At 63.1% G+C, this 15,592-nt stretch carries 18 protein-coding genes and 2 pseudogenes; 13 read left to right on the top strand and 7 right to left on the bottom strand.

The annotated features are described in order from the left end of the window. Nucleotides 1-226 precede the first annotated feature (226 nt). The 4 genes and pseudogenes from C487_RS01125 to C487_RS21940 form a co-directional block, all read left to right on the top strand. On the top strand, nucleotides 227-1,012 hold the full coding sequence (locus C487_RS01125) for an SDR family oxidoreductase (protein ID WP_006183824.1): 786 nt from the start codon (nucleotides 227-229) through the stop codon (nucleotides 1,010-1,012). Nucleotides 1,013-1,158: 146 nt separating this feature from the next. After that, nucleotides 1,159-2,130: a hypothetical protein gene (locus C487_RS01120; protein ID WP_006183823.1), complete on the top strand. Its 972-nt coding sequence runs from the start codon at nucleotides 1,159-1,161 to the stop codon at nucleotides 2,128-2,130. Nucleotides 2,131-2,262: 132 nt separating this feature from the next. After that, entirely contained in the window at nucleotides 2,263-2,484 is a 222-nt protein-coding gene (locus tag C487_RS01115) for a hypothetical protein (protein WP_006183822.1), read from the top strand. 422 nt (nucleotides 2,485-2,906) lie between these two features. After that, nucleotides 2,907-2,987: pseudogene (locus C487_RS21940) on the top strand (IS6 family transposase); the annotation flags it as partial. A 285-nt stretch (nucleotides 2,988-3,272) separates the two neighbouring features. Here the strand turns inward: C487_RS21940 and C487_RS01110 are convergent. The 4 genes from C487_RS01110 to ubaA form a co-directional block, all read right to left on the bottom strand. After that, nucleotides 3,273-3,908: a hypothetical protein gene (locus C487_RS01110; protein ID WP_152422453.1), complete on the bottom strand. Its 636-nt coding sequence runs from the start codon at nucleotides 3,906-3,908 to the stop codon at nucleotides 3,273-3,275. 201 nt (nucleotides 3,909-4,109) lie between these two features. Then, the gene (locus tag C487_RS20580; protein WP_161605701.1) at nucleotides 4,110-4,253 is read right to left on the bottom strand and encodes a hypothetical protein; all 144 of its coding nucleotides are present in this window, start codon (nucleotides 4,251-4,253) and stop codon (nucleotides 4,110-4,112) included. A gap of 118 nt (nucleotides 4,254-4,371) precedes the next feature. Further along, nucleotides 4,372-4,749, bottom strand: coding sequence for a hypothetical protein (locus C487_RS01105; protein ID WP_006183818.1), 378 nt, complete (start codon nucleotides 4,747-4,749; stop codon nucleotides 4,372-4,374). Nucleotides 4,750-4,982: 233 nt separating this feature from the next. Beyond that, nucleotides 4,983-5,819, bottom strand: a complete 837-nt coding sequence (gene ubaA / locus C487_RS01100; protein ID WP_006183817.1) for an SAMP-activating enzyme E1 — start codon at nucleotides 5,817-5,819, stop codon at nucleotides 4,983-4,985. Between the two features lie 181 nt (nucleotides 5,820-6,000). Here ubaA and C487_RS19145 point away from each other — a divergent pair, with 181 nt between their 5' ends. The 4 genes from C487_RS19145 to C487_RS01090 all read left to right on the top strand — a co-directional run bounded on the left by C487_RS19145 (nucleotide 6,001) and on the right by C487_RS01090 (nucleotide 9,580). Beyond that, nucleotides 6,001-6,186, top strand: coding sequence for an HVO_0416 family zinc finger protein (locus C487_RS19145; protein WP_081603398.1), 186 nt, complete (start codon nucleotides 6,001-6,003; stop codon nucleotides 6,184-6,186). A gap of 149 nt (nucleotides 6,187-6,335) precedes the next feature. Continuing rightward, on the top strand, nucleotides 6,336-6,494 hold the full coding sequence (locus tag C487_RS20885; protein WP_006183815.1) for a DUF7563 family protein: 159 nt from the start codon (nucleotides 6,336-6,338) through the stop codon (nucleotides 6,492-6,494). Between the two features lie 63 nt (nucleotides 6,495-6,557). Further along, a complete protein-coding gene (locus C487_RS01095; RefSeq protein ID WP_006183814.1) occupies nucleotides 6,558-8,435 on the top strand; it encodes a UvrD-helicase domain-containing protein in 1,878 nt (625 codons plus the stop codon). Continuing rightward, nucleotides 8,432-9,580, top strand: a complete 1,149-nt coding sequence (locus tag C487_RS01090) for a M24 family metallopeptidase (RefSeq protein WP_006183813.1) — start codon at nucleotides 8,432-8,434, stop codon at nucleotides 9,578-9,580. Before C487_RS01095 ends, C487_RS01090 begins: the two co-directional genes overlap by 4 nt. Here the strand turns inward: C487_RS01090 and C487_RS01085 are convergent. Next, on the bottom strand, nucleotides 9,577-9,840 hold the full coding sequence (locus tag C487_RS01085; RefSeq protein WP_006183812.1) for a DUF7533 family protein: 264 nt from the start codon (nucleotides 9,838-9,840) through the stop codon (nucleotides 9,577-9,579). The two genes, C487_RS01090 and C487_RS01085, sit on opposite strands and share 4 nt — an antisense overlap. A gap of 112 nt (nucleotides 9,841-9,952) precedes the next feature. Between C487_RS01085 and C487_RS01080 the strand changes: the two genes are divergently transcribed. Further along, the gene (locus C487_RS01080; protein WP_006183811.1) at nucleotides 9,953-10,558 is read left to right on the top strand and encodes a riboflavin synthase; all 606 of its coding nucleotides are present in this window, start codon (nucleotides 9,953-9,955) and stop codon (nucleotides 10,556-10,558) included. Nucleotides 10,559-10,597: 39 nt separating this feature from the next. Here the strand turns inward: C487_RS01080 and C487_RS01075 are convergent, their stop codons facing one another. Next, nucleotides 10,598-11,620 carry a PrsW family intramembrane metalloprotease gene (locus tag C487_RS01075; protein ID WP_006183810.1) on the bottom strand — a complete coding sequence of 341 codons (1,023 nt, stop codon included), beginning with the start codon at nucleotides 11,618-11,620 and terminating at the stop codon, nucleotides 10,598-10,600. 102 nt (nucleotides 11,621-11,722) lie between these two features. Beyond that, complete coding sequence (locus C487_RS19140; protein ID WP_241431042.1) at nucleotides 11,723-11,866, bottom strand: hypothetical protein; 144 nt, start codon at nucleotides 11,864-11,866, stop codon at nucleotides 11,723-11,725. Nucleotides 11,867-12,089: 223 nt separating this feature from the next. Here C487_RS19140 and C487_RS20755 point away from each other — a divergent pair, with 223 nt between their 5' ends. The 4 genes and pseudogenes from C487_RS20755 (at nucleotide 12,090) to C487_RS01060 (ending at nucleotide 15,550) form a co-directional block, all read left to right on the top strand. After that, nucleotides 12,090-12,359: a hypothetical protein gene (locus C487_RS20755; RefSeq protein WP_152422452.1), complete on the top strand. Its 270-nt coding sequence runs from the start codon at nucleotides 12,090-12,092 to the stop codon at nucleotides 12,357-12,359. A 203-nt stretch (nucleotides 12,360-12,562) separates the two neighbouring features. Next, nucleotides 12,563-13,402: pseudogene (locus tag C487_RS19135) on the top strand (IS6 family transposase). Nucleotides 13,403-13,650: 248 nt separating this feature from the next. Beyond that, nucleotides 13,651-14,028: a DUF7532 family protein gene (locus C487_RS01065; RefSeq protein WP_006183808.1), complete on the top strand. Its 378-nt coding sequence runs from the start codon at nucleotides 13,651-13,653 to the stop codon at nucleotides 14,026-14,028. Between the two features lie 82 nt (nucleotides 14,029-14,110). Continuing rightward, the gene (locus C487_RS01060) at nucleotides 14,111-15,550 is read left to right on the top strand and encodes a DUF402 domain-containing protein (protein ID WP_006183807.1); all 1,440 of its coding nucleotides are present in this window, start codon (nucleotides 14,111-14,113) and stop codon (nucleotides 15,548-15,550) included. Nucleotides 15,551-15,592: the final 42 nt, after the last annotated feature.

Raw genomic sequence — 15,592 nt, 5'->3', positions numbered from 1 at the left:
GTCGACGCCCCTGATCGTCGGCGTGACCTCGGAGGGCATGGTTCGGGTTCGACATCAGGACTGAGCAGGACACCGCAGGGGAACGACGTCAGTGGTGCACCCCGATTGCCCACGCGATTTCGAACAGCCCCGCGACGAATACGATGTCGAAAGTCGATCGGCGATCCGACCTGGACCGCGCTCCGGTTCCCCGAGTGATTTGTAGGCCGCCACCGTCGCTCCGAGTATGGACCTCGAACTCGCCGGTAACAGCGCACTGGTAACTGCCTCCTCGAGCGGTCTCGGTTTCGCGAGCGCACGGGCTCTCGCCGAGGAAGGCGCGAACGTCGCCATCTGTGGCCGCGATGCGACGCGGCTCGCGGACGCCCGCGATGCCCTCGAAGCGACGGCGGGGGGCGACGTGCTCGCCGTCCAAACCGACCTCACCGACCCCAACGACGTCTCCCATCTCGTCAGCGAAACCGTCGGCGCGTTCGGCGGACTCGACCACCTGGTCACCTCCTCCGGCGGCCCGCCGAGTACCACGTTCCTCGAGACCGACGAACGGGACTGGTACCGGGCCTACGACCTGCTGGTGATGAGCGTCGTCTGGACGCTCGAGGAGACCTACGAGCACCTGCTCGACTCGGAGGACGGGACGATTACCTGTATCACCTCTCGCACCGTTCGGGAAGTCGCTGACGGCCTGCTCCTCTCGAACGCCGTGCGCCGGAGCGTGATCGGTCTCGTCAAGACGGTGTCGCGGGAGTTCGCGCCGGATATCCGGGCCAACGCGGTCCTTCCGGGGACGATCGAGACACCTCGAATCGAGGAACTCATCGACGCCGGCGTCGAGCGCGGGACCTACGACGACTACGAGGAGGGACTGACGGCGATGGCCGACGACATTCCGATGGACCGCATCGGCGAGCCCCGAGAACTCGGCGACGTCGTCGCCTTCCTCTCGAGTCCGCACACGAGCTTCGTTACCGGGGCCGAGATTCCGATCGACGGCGGGCAGTTGCGGAGCTGACCCGATCGCAGCGGTGACCGTGGACGGGCGCTGTGATCGCAGCCGTCGTCCCAGTCGCTGCTAGCGCCGCTGTCACCACTTCGACCGGGCGGCCGGCTCGGATTTCGAATCGAAACGTTCTCGGTCGCCCTTGAACGAGTACGGGTGTGTACGGTTCGGTTCAGCTTGCCGGCTACCTCGTGTTGCTGGTGACGCCCGCCGCGTTGCTCCTCGGTGCCGTTCGCGCGCCGACCGATCCCCCGTCCGGGCTGTTGAGCGTCCAGTTCGGTGTCGTTCTCGCGGGGACCGTCGTCGCTGCGACGGAACGCCGGCGTCTCCGGGAGTTCGAGACGGTCGGCTTCGATCGGACGGACGCCGTCGACGCGCTTGCGGTCGCCGCCGCCGCGGTCGGCACGTATTGGCTGAGCGTTTCGGTCGGCCTCGGCCCGGTGCTGGCTTCCGCGGCCGTCGGGCTGATGGTCGGCCTCGCGATTCGGTGCGTCGACGGCGCGGCCTACTGTGGCTCGTTCGTCGGCATGGCCTCGCCCGCGCTGTTCCCGTCACTCGAGTGGGTCGCGCTGGCGGGGCTGCTCGCCGGCCTCGCGTTCGTCGCGACGGCGGAATCGTTCGGCGGCTTCGGCGGGAAGTACGGGACGATCGCGCTCTTCGGCTGCATCGCGACGGTGTCGCTGACTGACGTCGACTACGCCGGCGGGGGATCGCTCGCGTGGCGGCTCGCCCCGGCGATCGTCGTCGTCGCCGTCGTCGCTGCGGTCGCGACGATCGGACTCCGCACCCACGGCGGGCTGAGTTCGGTCGTCGCCTCCGCGGCGGTCGGGGTCGTCGCCGGCGTCGCGTTCCCGCCGCTGCTCCCGGACCTGGGGGCGACGCTGGCTACAGTCGCCTTCTGTGCGTCGTTCGTCGGGATGTCGAGCGGCGAGCGGTTAGAAAGCACAGGCCAAGTCGCGGGTGCCGGGCTCCTCTGTGGCGTCGTTTTTCTCGCCGTTTCGCCCGCGCTCGCCGGCGCGGGTGGCAAACTCGGCACGACCGCGTTCGTCTCCTGTCTCGCCGTCGCCGGCGCGTTGCGACTGCCCGCCGTCGTCCGCTCGCGGGGCCGCCGCTTTCCCCCGAGCCGTTGACCGCTGACTCCCGTCGCGGTCGTCGCCGGAGACACCTCGAGCGTGGCATCTCCCCACCGGACCACGAGTGACCGAGCCATCGACCGGATCGACTTTCAATACCGATTCGATAGTGACAGCAAACAAACGTCAATGTCCCTGCTTCGAACCACCCTCGCGGACCTGACCGACGAGCGGTTTCGAACGGCGGTCCTCCTCGGACTCGCGTCGATTCCGTGTACCGTCGCCCTCTCGTGGGAGTCCGCGCCGGCATCGTTTTCCGTGACGGCCGTCATCGCCGCCGGACTGCTCGCCAGTTTGCACTACGCCGACCGATCGGCGGGAAACGACGACGTCGGCCTGCTCGAGCGGTAGTCTGTCGAGGTGCTGGTCTAGATTCACCACACCATACATCAATCATATCACAATAACCACACCGCGATAGCAATCCAGGAACGACCGGAGACTACTGTCGACTCGTCCTCGAGCACGCTGACGGCAAGCGCACGTTCTCGGCCGAATACGTCAACTTCGAAGACCCACCGTTCCGCGGTTTCAACGTCGCCGGGACGCTCCCGGGTGATGTCCACGGATAGGATGTGGCCGACGCCGTCTCGCTCGGAGCGACCGACGTGAGCAGTGATTTCGTTGTCCTCGAGAGTGAGGCCGACAACGCTGCTGCTTGGTATAGTCGTCTCAGGACGGCGAGGAACAGACCCAGCCGCCGACTTTCTCAGAGACGACGTTTCTTATGGACGGGATGGGGTATTTGACCGCGCTCGCACTGGCCCGCCGCCTTCGTCTACTACTATAATTTCCAGCGACCAACCCAGTCGCTCAACAACCGGACGCCTGTCGAGGAAGTAAAAAATCGGTGACTAGACAGTGCCCTGGTCCCTAACGCAGAGCAACCCATACCAGAGAAAACAACGAAATTAGCCCAGACGCTGCCCCAGTGAAGAATATGAGCGTTTCCCAAAAATCATCTACACTTAATATGCCATCAATACCTTGGAAATAGATTGATGAAGCCATAATAAAGGTTGAAAATACGAGCAAGAACACGGCCATTTTCGGGTCTTTCGTTAATTCTGTTTCAAATCCCATTGGTTATTTTATCATGAAAGAATGTAGGCATTTTGCGATACGGTGGTCTCAGTAAATTACTGAGGTTCAATTCCTCCGCCGTCTTTGTAACGATCGCCCATATAGCTCGTAGTAATGGCCACCACGATGCCCTTACCTTCATCGTTATTACTGATTAGTGACTTAGAAACTCGCATGAGGAATGTAGCGAGCGCACTGGCAAGTGCAGCCGGGATATTACCATAGATAGTGCTAATCGTTGTAGAAAGCACACCCACCTCCACACCGGTACTAAGCATATCTATGATATCGTTGCAGTTGCAGTGATCGATCCAGAACTTATTCCTGATACTGCCAGCCTTGAAGTACTCTTTATGTTGATTCTTGCCAGCGCAGCTCATAGTGGTCATCTCACCACTTACAGGCTGGGATTGTGACTGAGTCATGACTACGCCATTCTCCATCGCGAAATCGAGTTCTCCGTTGTCGTGCGCTTCGTTCATTCCCTCTACCGCATCGAGGATAGTGTCGTCATCGCCATGGTAGACGAGATGGCCACTGTCGTCAATCTCGTAGCCGTATTTCCCTTGAGTACCAGACGCTGCTGCTCCCGTACCAGAGGCAAGGAGCGAGGTGAGACCGATACTGGAGAGACCTGCTGTTGATCGGATGACGTTTCGCCTGGATAGTAGATTGCTATGACTTTTCTCCACGACTATAAGATACAGCGATTGGCTATTGAATATTTCGAGCGTATTCTGGGTCAGAATAAACTCCGGGAGTATTTGTTTAGACAACGTGAGAGATAAGATTGTGCTAACCTAGACAAATACAGTTGTTTATTCGATAGAACCAGGAGAGACCAATCCAAGCACTCTGTATCGGTTTCTCTCGGTTCGACTCCGCGGCAGTGACTACCACTCAAACGCCTCCACAAACTGTTCGGTCATATACTCGCGCCGTCGCTTTCGGGCTTCTTCCTCGCCGAGATCGTTCGTCACGACGACGTTCGGGTCGTCGCTCCCCTGTTCGTCCGCAACCGCCTCAATTTCGCTCAAGAGCCGTTTCACGGTATCGGAATAGGTTCGTAGAACCGCCGCCCGTACTGTGGCGTCGGTGTCTCGTCGTGTCCATCGACGCCAGCACGCTCGGCGATCCGCTTGAACCGAGCGGTGATCATACCGTCGTCGACGTGGCCGCTTTCGGCGGCCGCACTCGGGAACAGGTAGCCGCCCTGCGTATTCGCGTCGGCGAACTGTCCCCAGCGTCCAGCGTCTCGAGACCATACAGAACGGACACGCGACCAGGACTGTTCTTCCGTCCCTCGCTGAAGACAATCCGCGGGCCGTCGGCGTCGAACTTGAAGTGGTCGAACCACGCTGGTTCGAACTGGTCGACCGACAGTGCCGCGACTTCGCCCCGGCGAAGCCCCCACGCACACGTCGCGATGACCAACAGCCGCTCGGACAGCGACCCACAGGCGGCGAGTGCCCGCACGTCACCGGGTGAGAGTGCAGGTGGGTCGCGGTCCTCTCGGGCGTGGCGTCGTTCCATCGTTCCTCTTGGGGGCCGCGGCGGCGAGATTGAACGCCGAACCCCGATCGGTCAACAGCTACTCGTAGAACAGCCGTACGTCGACGACGTAGTCGACGAACCCGTCGGGGGTCGGCGTCTACGCCTTCCTGATCGCGCTTTGGATCTCGTCGGTTGCCTACCTCGACCATCGCCGTCGGTACGTCAGTGACTCGTAAGCGGCGGCTCCCCGAGACCGGTCGTCTCGCCGCCGCTCAGTCGGCCGAGATCCCACAGGTCCCCTCGTAGGCCACGTCGGAGACCGACTCGATCTCGGGGTCGTCGCCACACACGGGACACGCCGGGTTCGGCCGTATGGGAACCTCCTCGAAGCTCATGTCCATCGCGTCGTACATGAGGAGTCGCCCCTCGAGCAGGTCGCCCGTCCCGAGCAGGTACTTGACCGCCTCCGTGGCCTGGATACAACCGACGGTTCCGGGGAGGACACCGAGTACGCCCGTCGTCGCGCAGTCGGGGACGGTGCCGGGCTCGGGAGCTTCAGGGAAGACACACCGGTAACACGGCCGTGGCTCGTCACCGCCGGGCTCGTTCGTAAAGGACGTCAGCTGGCCCTCGAAGCGGTAGATCGCGCCGTGGAACAGCGGCGTCTCGGTGAGGACGCAGTGATCGTTGAGCAGGTAGCGGGTGGCGAAGTTGTCGCTGGCGTCGAGGACGATGTCGTACCCGGCGACGAGGTCGTCGACGGTGTCGGCCGTAACGCGGGTTTCGTGTGCGTCGACATCGATATCCGGATTCAGGGCCGCGACGTAGTCGGCTGCGCTCTCGACTTTCGGCCGGCCGACATCGGCATCGCCGTGGACGATCTGTCGTTGCAGGTTCGAGCGCTCGACGACGTCGTCGTCGACGATTCCCAGTCGGCCGACGCCGGCCGCGGCGAGATACTGGATCGCCGGCGAGCCGAGGCCACCCGCGCCGACGACCAGGACGGCGCTCTCGAGCAGCCGTTGCTGGCCGTCCGGACCGATCTCGTCCATGATGACGTGTCTCGAGTAGCGGTCGAGTTGGGTCGCGTTCAGGCGCAGGTCGCTCATATCGTCCCGTTTGCGCGAGAGCGAGAAAAGTCCGCGGGTCGATCCGGCGGCGGACGGGCTCGCCGGGGCGATACGGCGGCAGAACGGTTCCGTGGCCGTCGGAACGACGCGTGAGCGCGGAAAGGAGGCAGGATCTTCATCGACCCAACGATTTAATACTGTGGTTCGTATTCACATACATATGGCAACCTCACCCACGGATGCCGGTGACGACGTCATCGATCAATTCCTGTCCGATCGCGGTCACTCGGTCGAACGAGTAGGGTGGGAGCAGGAGTATAACAAGAAGCAGTGCCCCGATTGCGGCGGTCTCCACGACACGTCAGCCAGTTCCTGTACCGTCTGCGGGTGGGAACCCGCGCCCTGACTGACAGCGACCGGGCGCTCCTCTCGCCCGCCGAAACCGTGTTTTCCGCTCCTCGTTGGACGATTTCTCAGCACCCTCGAGCAGTTCTTATCGTTCTTGATCCGACACAATTATAATGCATTACTGACCATATCCGATTGAGAAGAACGATGCCGGAATGCCAGAACTGCGGCGCGTTCGTTACGGACGCGTACGCTCGGGTCTTCACCCCCCGCGATGTCGACGAACCGCGCGTCTGTCCGGACTGTCAGGACAAGATTCGCGACGGTGCGGACATCAGAGACGCCCGCTCTCCACGCGATCCCTGACCACTGGTTTCTGTCGACGAAAACCCACGTCACTTATGGGTGTCGCGCTCCTGTTCAGCTACAATGACTACGACGGACACGACGGTTACCCGCCTGTTCGGTGGTCCGGGAAGCGGCAAAACGACTGCCCTTCTGGACCACGTCGAGGAAATCCTCGAGCAGGACGGCGTCACCTTTCGGGATATTCTCGTTGTTTCGTATACGCGAGCGGCGGCCCAGGAGGTGCGGGAACGCCTCGCCGAACGACTCGACGAAAGCCCGCGTGCGCTGCAGGGCAACGTCTGTACGATGCACGCGAAGGCCTACGAACTGCTCGATCTCTCTCGAAGCGATGTCATCGGCGAGTCGGACAAAGAGGAGTTCTGCGAGGAGTACGGCATCGAGTACGAGGACGAGTACTCGGGTGCCGGCCGCCGGACCGCCCGATCGACGACCATCGGGAACAAGGTCATCGCGACGAGCCAGTGGCTCCAGCGGACCAGCCGCGATGTTTCGGACTGGTACGACGTTCCTTTCCAGTGGGACGAAGAGGAGGTCCGTCTCCCGCCGGAAATCGACCCCAACGCCCAGGAGGGCAACAAGTACACGCCGACCTGGCCCAGCGACGACGACCGGATCGACGTCCCCGAAGCCATCCGTGCATGGCGTTCCTACAAGGGTGAACACGGCAAGATCGGCTTCGCGGACATGCTCGAGCGAGTCGAACAGCGCTCGCTGCTCCCGAACGTCGACTATCTGGTGATCGACGAGTTTCAGGACATCACCACGCTCCAGTACGACGTCTACGAGGAGTGGAAGCCTCACATGGAACAGGTCCTGATCGCCGGCGACGACGACCAGGTCGTCTACTCCTGGCAAGGCGCTGACCCGGCACTGCTCCTCGACGAGGAGGTCGACGAGGACGTCATCCTGCCGAACTCCTATCGACTCCCGTCGAACGTGCTCAACGCGGTCAACAAGGAGATCCGCCACATCGACCAGCGTCAGGACAAGGACCTCAAGCCCCGCACCGAAGGCGGCTCCGTCGAGGCTCGCACGAACGGATCGATGCTCGACGTGGTCCGGATGGTCCGGCGTACCCTCGTCGAGGGCGACGGCACCGTGATGGTGTTGTTCCGTGCCCGGTACCAGATGTTCCAGTTCATCGACGAGTTCATCACCGAAGGCGTCCCGTTCACGTCGCTGACCGACCAGCGGATGTGGACCGACCGACTCACGCAGTACGTCCGCGCAGTCGAAGCCATCGACGCCGGCGAGGACGTCACCGGCCTGCAGGCCCGCCGACTCGCCGACATGCTTCAGGAGTCGGCCTTCGGGACCCAGGAACGCGACGACCTCTTCGACGAGATCGACGACCGACAGGAGAACGCGGGCATCGAGGACCTCGAGAACCTCATGATCCCCGCCGAAGTCGTCGAGGACCACGCCCCGTTCATGCCCGGCCCCGATTCGGCGGCCGACATGCTTCGGAAGGTCACCAACTTCCAGAAGAAAAGCGTCCGGTCGTACTTCGCCATCGGCGAGTATCAAGGGATGGACACCGACCGCGTCCGCGTCGGCACGATCCACTCCGCGAAGGGTCGCGAAGCCGACCACGTCCTCGTCGGGACGGACCTCACCGAAAAGGTCGTCGAGCAGATGGTCGCCACCGTCGACGACCCCGAGGACGTTCCCGGCTGCGAGGAGTTCACCAAGACCACCTCGCCGGTTCCGGTGTTGACGGACAACGAACGCCGGGTGTTCTACGTCGGCATGTCCCGGGCTCGCGAACGACTCGTCTTGCTCGAGAACCTCGTCGACGGTGCGCCAACGTTGCCGATCGACGTCCTGCTCAGGAACCAGTTGACCGACTCGACGCTCGAGGAACTGATCGAGCAGGCCCAGGAACCCGTCCCCGACGCGGATGCAGACGAGGTCGAGCCCGAAGCCGAAGCGCCGTGACTGGTGGGAACGGCCGCGGTACTGACCGATTCGGAGACGGGTCGGCCGCCCGTCAGCGACGCGACCACGCAACCGGCGTCGTGTCGGCCGCCCTCGCGGACCGCGATGCGACCGCGTTCGTCTACGCCGGGGCCGACAGCGATCCGGGGATTCGGTACGCTCGTCCGACACCGACGACCGGTCCCACCGCGGTCGCGTACGACGGGATCGAAAACGAGTGGCTCATCCGCTCGGCGGCCGACGACGCGAGCGGGCATCCGGCCAAGCGACTCGCGTCAGCACTCGCCGACCGCGGTCTCGAGGGCACGGTTTTGACCCCGCCGCGGGTCCCACACGACGCCGCGCTCTATCTCGAAGGGGCGGGGTTCGACCTCGCGTCGACGGACGCCCTCGAGCGGGCGCGAGCGACGAAGACGGACGGCGAACGGGAACGGATCGCAGCCGCCCAGCGGGCGGCGAGTGCCGGAATTCGGCGAGCGGCGTCGCTCCTCGCCGACGCGACGGTCGTCGACGGACGGCTCGCGATTGCCGATGGAGACGGGACCGGAAGCGAGCCGCTAACGCCCGCCCGACTTCGGACCGCCATCGATGTGGCAGTCGTCGGCGCGGGTGCGTTTCCGGCCGGTAACACCGCCGTCGATCCCGGATCCGATACAGGGGCCGACGACCCACTCCGGCCGGGCGAACCGATCGTTCTCGAGGCCGCTCCTCGCGACCCGACGGGCTACTACGGCGGCCTCGTTCGGACGCTCGTCGTCGACAGCGACGGCGGCCGCGAACGGCGAGTCCACGTCGCCGTCACCCAGTCGTTCCGGTCGGCGCGATCGATGCTGACCGCCGGGACGGAGTCGGTGACCGCCGTCGCGGCCGATCTCGAGGCGGAGGTCCGGTCGTTCGGCTTCGCCGAGGGGGACGCGATCGAAACCGACGTCTCGGGCGTCGGACTCGAGCCTCGCGAGCGGCCGCTCGCGGGCAGCAGCGACGTCGGTCCCGGGACCGTGGTGCGACTCGACGTGGCTGGACACGTCGACGCGAACGTTCGGGTCCGGATCGCCGACGTGCTGGCGGTCCACGAGGCCGGCGAACGCCCCGACTGGCTCGCCGCGCCGTCGCAATCGCTCGAGCCGACCGCACTGCTCGACTAACGGCGCGATCCGTCGTCGTCCGACTCGGACTCCGGCTCTTTCGCGACCGTGCCGACGACCCGTTTTGCCAGGAGTTCGGGCACGTCGGTGGGCATGGTCAGCGTGTGTTGGATGACGACGAGTCCGATCGCGAGTCCGACGAGCGCCATGCCGACCACCGTCTGTCCGCGACCGAGCGCGAGTTCGAGCCCGGCGATCGCCGCGGGAAGCGCGAGAACGAGGGTACCCGCGAGTTTGATCGTATCGATAATACCGGCCATTGGCCCGAGATAGTGCGGCAACCGCTAAAAACGCGGCGGCGTGTCGGTCCGAGCGACCGACGCCGGGGCCGGACCCGGAACGGCTTTGCCTCGTCGCGCGTCAGGTTCGGATATGTTCACGGGGATCGTCGAGGAGACCGGCGAGATCGGCGCTCGAGAGCGAACCGATGACGGCCTCCGGCTGCGGATCGGAGCCGACGAGGTCGCGACGGGGCTCGTCCACGGCCAAAGTATCAGCGTCAGCGGCGCGTGTCTTACGGTCGAGCAGTTCGCCGAGGGCGAGTGGTTCGAGGTGTTTCTCGCGACGGAGACCGTCGAGCGGACCTATCTGGGCGACCTCGACACGGGTACGTCGGTCAACCTCGAGCGGGCGATGCCGGCCGACGGCCGGTTCGATGGCCACGTCGTACAGGGGCACGTCGACGCGGTCGCCACCGTGACGAACGTCGAATCGGTCGCGGAAGACTGGCTCTTCGAGTTCGAGTTGCCCGCAACGTACGACCGGTACGTCGTCGAGAAGGGCTCGATCACGCTCGACGGGATCAGCCTGACCGTCGCGGAACTGGACGCCGAGCGCGGTCGGGTCACCGTCGCCATCGTTCCGACGACCTACGAACTGACGACGCTCGCCGACAAGGAGCCCGGCGATCCGGTTCATCTCGAGGTCGACGTGCTCGCGAAGTACGTCGAACGGCTGCTAGAAGCGCGCTTCGACTGAGCGGCGCTTCGAGACTGGTTTCGTCGCCGTCCGGCTCGATCACCGCTGGGGCGGTTCGAACTCAGTCAGTTCCGGCCGCGAGTCATCGCCGCCGTCGCTCGTGACGGCCCGGTAGGTCCGGCGGTAGCGCGCGAGTTTCCGGTAGAGATAGTAGCCGATCGCGAGGTCGTAGCAGACGACGTAGCCGACGAAGGCGACCCCGTAGCCGACCGGGAGTGCGCTGGCCGCCTGACCGGGCACGATCCCGACGGTCACGTTGTACGTGCCGTGGACGAACGCGGCGACGAGCAGCCCCTTGAGGACGATCGGGCCGGCGTACTCGCGATTGAACTTCGCCAGCCCGAGATAGTAGCCCGCGATCGCCGAGTAGATGACGTGGCCGGGACCGGCCAGCGCCCGGACGGTCGCGATTCCGCCCGCCGTCGCGAGGAGGCCGGCCTCGGGATCGGCCTCGCCGACGACCCGGCCGATGTAGATCGCGTTCTCGATGGCGGCGAAACCGAGTCCCGCCACGGCCCCGTAGACCGCGCCGTCGATGACGGCGTCGAAACTGCTGCTCCGATAGGCAAACACCTGTACGGCGAGCAGTTTAACCGTCTCCTCGATCGGGCCGACGATCAGATAGAAAAAGAGCAGGCTCCCGACGGCACCGATACCGAACAGCGGCCGCATGACCGAGTTGACGACCGCGGCGAACGTCGCGAACAGGATCGCCAGCAGAAAGGTCGCGACCAGCAGTCGCAGCGGTTCCGCCGTCGTAATGTCTTCGTACCAGATATACGCCGCGAGCAGTCCCGCGGGGACAATCGAGAGCGCGAAGAAGCCCGCGAGATACGGATCCTCGAGGATGAGCGCGGCCGGCGAGACGAGCAAGGAGAGGGTGATCGCGACCGCGATCAGCAATACGATCGCCCGAAACCCGTAGCTGACCGCGTTGTAGAGCGTGTACGCGATCAGATCCGGGACGGATCGTGGTTTCCACGTCGAGACATCGTAGAGATCGAGCGATCCGTCGCTGGACCGCTCCTCGGCACGTTCGACCGGGTCTCGCCTGCGTTGCATGAGCGACGGTATGGCTGCCGGCCGGGTATAGGTTCGGCAACCGGCGGCGGCCAGTCCCGTTCAGTGTCCCGACGACCGCGCTCATACGGCCCGCCGTCCGCCTCAGTCATCGTCCGTGCCCGGCGCTGAGTCCGGTGCGTCCGCCGCCGACCAGACGGTGGCCGTACGGTCGATCTTGTCGTTCCAGCCGGCGACGAGCGTCGTGACGGCCTGCAGACGGTCGAGGGTCGGATTGACGCCTGGCACTATGCCGACGATCTTAGTATACGGCCAGGCGAGAATAGGCTCGGGAACGACCAATCCATGGACGCTATTGTTTGGATTTTCCGCTGTTAGAGGTCACTTCTCAAATGTGGTGGTTTTAGAACCCTCGACTAAACAGTAGGTTATTGATTTAGAATGTGATTTAAATAGAAATGTTATTTAATAATTAGATGTGTTATATGATACGTCCCTATCCGATATGATCATGTATGAGATAGTAATAGCAGTCATAATCGCAGTACTGGTCGCATCTGCAATGAAATATGGGTATACGAATTACGCACTCGCATTGTCCACTATTGCGCTGGTTACTGCGGCAGTCTTTGAGTACTGGAGAGGTAGGTTGATAACGGCCGCGTTCTACAGCACTGCTGCAATCAGTTGTGCTTATCTATTACTATATTCGCATGTGTTTACCCCCATAGAGTTCCTGGCTGAGCCACTGAGACGGCTGAAAACAGCACCCTCTATTTGATTTATATATCTCTCANACGGCGGTCGAATTTTACGGATTTCTAATTGAATTCCCCGATTTTGAACCTACTGTCCTCCTGCGATTTCTGGGGGTAAACACATACCTATATTCTAATAGGTAATTCTAATCACCATCTTTGCAACGGCACTGTCTAGTTGAGTCAGTTTGAGAAGTGAGCAGGTCGTTGAGTAACTTGCCGAGAGATGCTCGCAGACCTGCTCAGTGATAGCTATGACGCGGATTTAGAAGAATCATGGGTGAACGAGCGACGGCGACGCCCGTCAGGGCGTTCGCCGTCCGCCTCCATCAGACCGGTTGTTCGCTTCGAGAGACAACAACGATTCTCGCTGAATTAGGCGTTGAACGCTCTCATGGGTCTGTCTGGAATTGGGTGCATCGGCTGACTGACAGCGGCTGCGACCCGCCTGAGGCGCAGCCGAAGCGGGTCGCGGTTGACGAGACCGCTGTCAAGATAAACGGCGAGTGGTCTTGGTNCGCCTGAGGCGCAGCCGAAGCGGGTCGCGGTTGACGAGACCGCTGTCAAGATAAACGGCGAGTGGTCTTGGTTGTACGCTGCAATAGACACCAAGACAAAACTGATTCTTGATATTGCGTTATTTGGTCGGCATGGCACTGATCCGGCGGCTGCATTTCTGCATCGACTCGACGAGAAACACGATCTCTCCGAGGCTGAGTTTCTCGTCGATCAGTTCGGCTATCGGACTGCCATCTCTCGAGTAGGATTGAGTGGTCGGGTCAACTATACCGACCGAAACCTCATCGAAAAGTGGTTTCAGACACTCAAAATGCGGATCGACCGTTTCNGAGTAGGATTGAGTGGTCGGGTCAACTATACCGACCGAAACCTCATCGAAAAGTGGTTTCAGACACTCAAAATGCGGATCGACCGTTTCCATACTTCGTGGGTGGGCAGTCGGTCGAGCGTCCGCGAGTGGCTTGAACAGTTCATACATTACTACAACCGTCAGAGACCGCATCAAGCTCTCGACGGAAAGATGCCGGTTGAGGAGGTGCTGGACTAGACAGTGCTATTGATTGAATTATGTTCCTTCGATTGAAGTACCGCCCCTACCTTTACCCTACTAATATATACAATTCTATATCTAATTCGAGTACTGGTATTTTCCTTATAAGTGCCATTCACTTAATGCATATTTAATACTTTAAATTATTATATTTGTTATATTTTTAGGCTATTTATTAGTGATTAATACCACTATGGGGAAATCAACTCGGAATCATCAAAGGCCTCCCGGCCCAACCGACCGGCATGCACTTCGATCAGCGAACTCAGCAGGCGCTTCGCGATGTCGGCCTCGAGACCGACGACCTCCGGGCCGCCTCCGAGGCGGTCGTCGACGCCGTCGCCGAGGACGCGGCGGCGCTCGAGGCCTTCTTCGACGAGCACGATATCGTCTACTCCGACATGGAGTTGGCACACTCGAGTGCGGCGTATCCCGAACACGAGGTCGACTACGCCGACATCACGACCCACGCCGACGAGATGCGCGGCTGGCTCCGATTCGAGACGTGGGGCGTACCCGTCGAGGGCGGTCGGCTCCTGGACGATGGCTCCGTCGAACTCTCGCTCGGGCCGACGATTAACGACCGCGTTCGGTTCGCGACCGACCGCGAAACGCTGCGGTGAGTCCCATGGGTGAACGAGGACCCGGCGCGCTCGAGCGGTTTCTGCACCGACGAACGACATCTACACCCGCAGGGAGGGATCGATGACGACGGCTCGAGTCCGGGGTATCTACACGACGGCAGTCACACACATCCTGAGCGAGGCCGGCTCCGAGGTCGTCCAGGCCTCCGAGCCGATCCGGGAGCGGTTCGAGCAATCGTTCGACGCCGCGCCGGCCGCCGTCTCGATCGAGACGACCCGCGATCGACTGGGTGTCGAAGTCTCGGGCGACCCCGACGCGGTCGAGACGGTCGCAGGCGAACTCGAGAACCTCGCCATCGACACCTTCCGTTGGGACGACGAGACCCCTCGCGGGGCGGTCTTCGACGCGGCGGTGCTCGAAGCCAGCGGCGGTAGCGGTGCGGTCGTCGACCTCGGCGACGGCCGCCGTGGCTACCTCAACTACGACGACGCCGACGGGTACGTCGACGGCGGCGACCGGTACCGCGTGCAGGTTCACGAGCCCGCACCGCCGTGGGCCGACGACCGCCCGCTCGTGCGGCCGGCCCTCGAAGTCGGCGGCGGGCTCTGTACCCTTTCCCGGAACCGGACCGGCGTCTCGGCGGCGATGGGCGGCGACCGCGCGGAGGAACTCGTCGGCATGACCGACTTCCTTTCCGCCGACGTTCCGGACGGGTGGGGTCTGCGCTGGCAACACGCCGCCGCCGACGCGGATCTCGAGGCGATGGGCACCGCCCTCGAAGACGCTGTGACGCGAGCGCGGGCGCTCGAGGACGCCCTCGCCGACACACCGACCGAGCCGGGCGAGCCGGGGCTCCTCGCCACACCCCGAACGACGGCGTGGTGCTGGTTCGGCCGCGACGCTCGATTCGCGCTGGACGGCGCTCGACGGCAGGTGGCGGCGACCATGCCGGGCCACCATCGGACGAAGGCAGCCGACCGGGCCGCGAGCGCGGCGGTCGACTTCGCCGAGGCCGTCTGTGGCTCCCTCGGGGACGACACCGGCGTCGAGGGCGACGAGTTCCCCTTCGACGCGGTCGCCCGTCAGTTCGGCCCGACCAGGGGGGACCGCCTCGAGATCGGCCACGGCAAACCCGACGGCCGACTCGTCTCGCTGGGTCGCGGCGAGGTCACCGACTGGGACCCCGACGGGAAGATAACCCTCGAGCGCTCCATGAGCGCGGGCGGCAGCTACGACGCGCTCGGCGTGCCGAAAGAGGCGGGCGACGTGGCCGTGACGAAGTTCCGCGAGGGTCGCTGGTGGTATCCGACGACGTACAAGGCCGCCGACGGCACGCCGAAGGGGACCTACGTCAACGTCTGTACGCCGATCGAGCTCTTCCCCGATACCGTGCGGTACGTCGATCTCTACGTCGACGTCATCCGGCGGAGCGACGGGACGGTGGAGATCGTCGACGCCGACGAACTCGAGGCCGCGATCGGCGACGAACTGGTCGCCGAGGACCTGGCCGAGAAAGCGATGGACGTGGCGACAGCCGTCGAGCGCGCGCTGTCGAAATAGGGGCCGTCCCACGTCCGTCCGTTCGGAACGTCGCGAGAGCCA

The organism is Natrinema pallidum DSM 3751, assembly GCF_000337615.1.
Taxonomy (GTDB): domain Archaea; phylum Halobacteriota; class Halobacteria; order Halobacteriales; family Natrialbaceae; genus Natrinema; species Natrinema pallidum.
This window is presented reverse-complemented; position numbering and strand designations above follow the sequence as displayed.

Bases quoted from the DNA above. Each gene is read 5' to 3' on its own strand.
- C487_RS01125 (WP_006183824.1), top strand. From the start codon at position 227: ATGGACCTCGAACTCGCCGGTAACAGCGCACTGGTAACTGCCTCCTCG.
- C487_RS01115 (WP_006183822.1), top strand. From the start codon at position 2,263: ATGTCCCTGCTTCGAACCACCCTCGCGGACCTGACCGACGAGCGGTTT.
- C487_RS01105 (WP_006183818.1), bottom strand. From the start codon at position 4,749: ATGGAACGACGCCACGCCCGAGAGGACCGCGACCCACCTGCACTCTCA.
- ubaA (WP_006183817.1), bottom strand. From the start codon at position 5,819: ATGAGCGACCTGCGCCTGAACGCGACCCAACTCGACCGCTACTCGAGA.
- C487_RS19145 (WP_081603398.1), top strand. From the start codon at position 6,001: ATGGCAACCTCACCCACGGATGCCGGTGACGACGTCATCGATCAATTC.
- C487_RS20885 (WP_006183815.1), top strand. From the start codon at position 6,336: ATGCCGGAATGCCAGAACTGCGGCGCGTTCGTTACGGACGCGTACGCT.
- C487_RS01095 (WP_006183814.1), top strand. From the start codon at position 6,558: ATGACTACGACGGACACGACGGTTACCCGCCTGTTCGGTGGTCCGGGA.
- C487_RS01085 (WP_006183812.1), bottom strand. From the start codon at position 9,840: ATGGCCGGTATTATCGATACGATCAAACTCGCGGGTACCCTCGTTCTC.
- C487_RS01080 (WP_006183811.1), top strand. From the start codon at position 9,953: ATGTTCACGGGGATCGTCGAGGAGACCGGCGAGATCGGCGCTCGAGAG.
- C487_RS01075 (WP_006183810.1), bottom strand. From the start codon at position 11,620: ATGCAACGCAGGCGAGACCCGGTCGAACGTGCCGAGGAGCGGTCCAGC.
- C487_RS20755 (WP_152422452.1), top strand. From the start codon at position 12,090: ATGTATGAGATAGTAATAGCAGTCATAATCGCAGTACTGGTCGCATCT.
- C487_RS01065 (WP_006183808.1), top strand. From the start codon at position 13,651: ATGCACTTCGATCAGCGAACTCAGCAGGCGCTTCGCGATGTCGGCCTC.
- C487_RS01060 (WP_006183807.1), top strand. From the start codon at position 14,111: ATGACGACGGCTCGAGTCCGGGGTATCTACACGACGGCAGTCACACAC.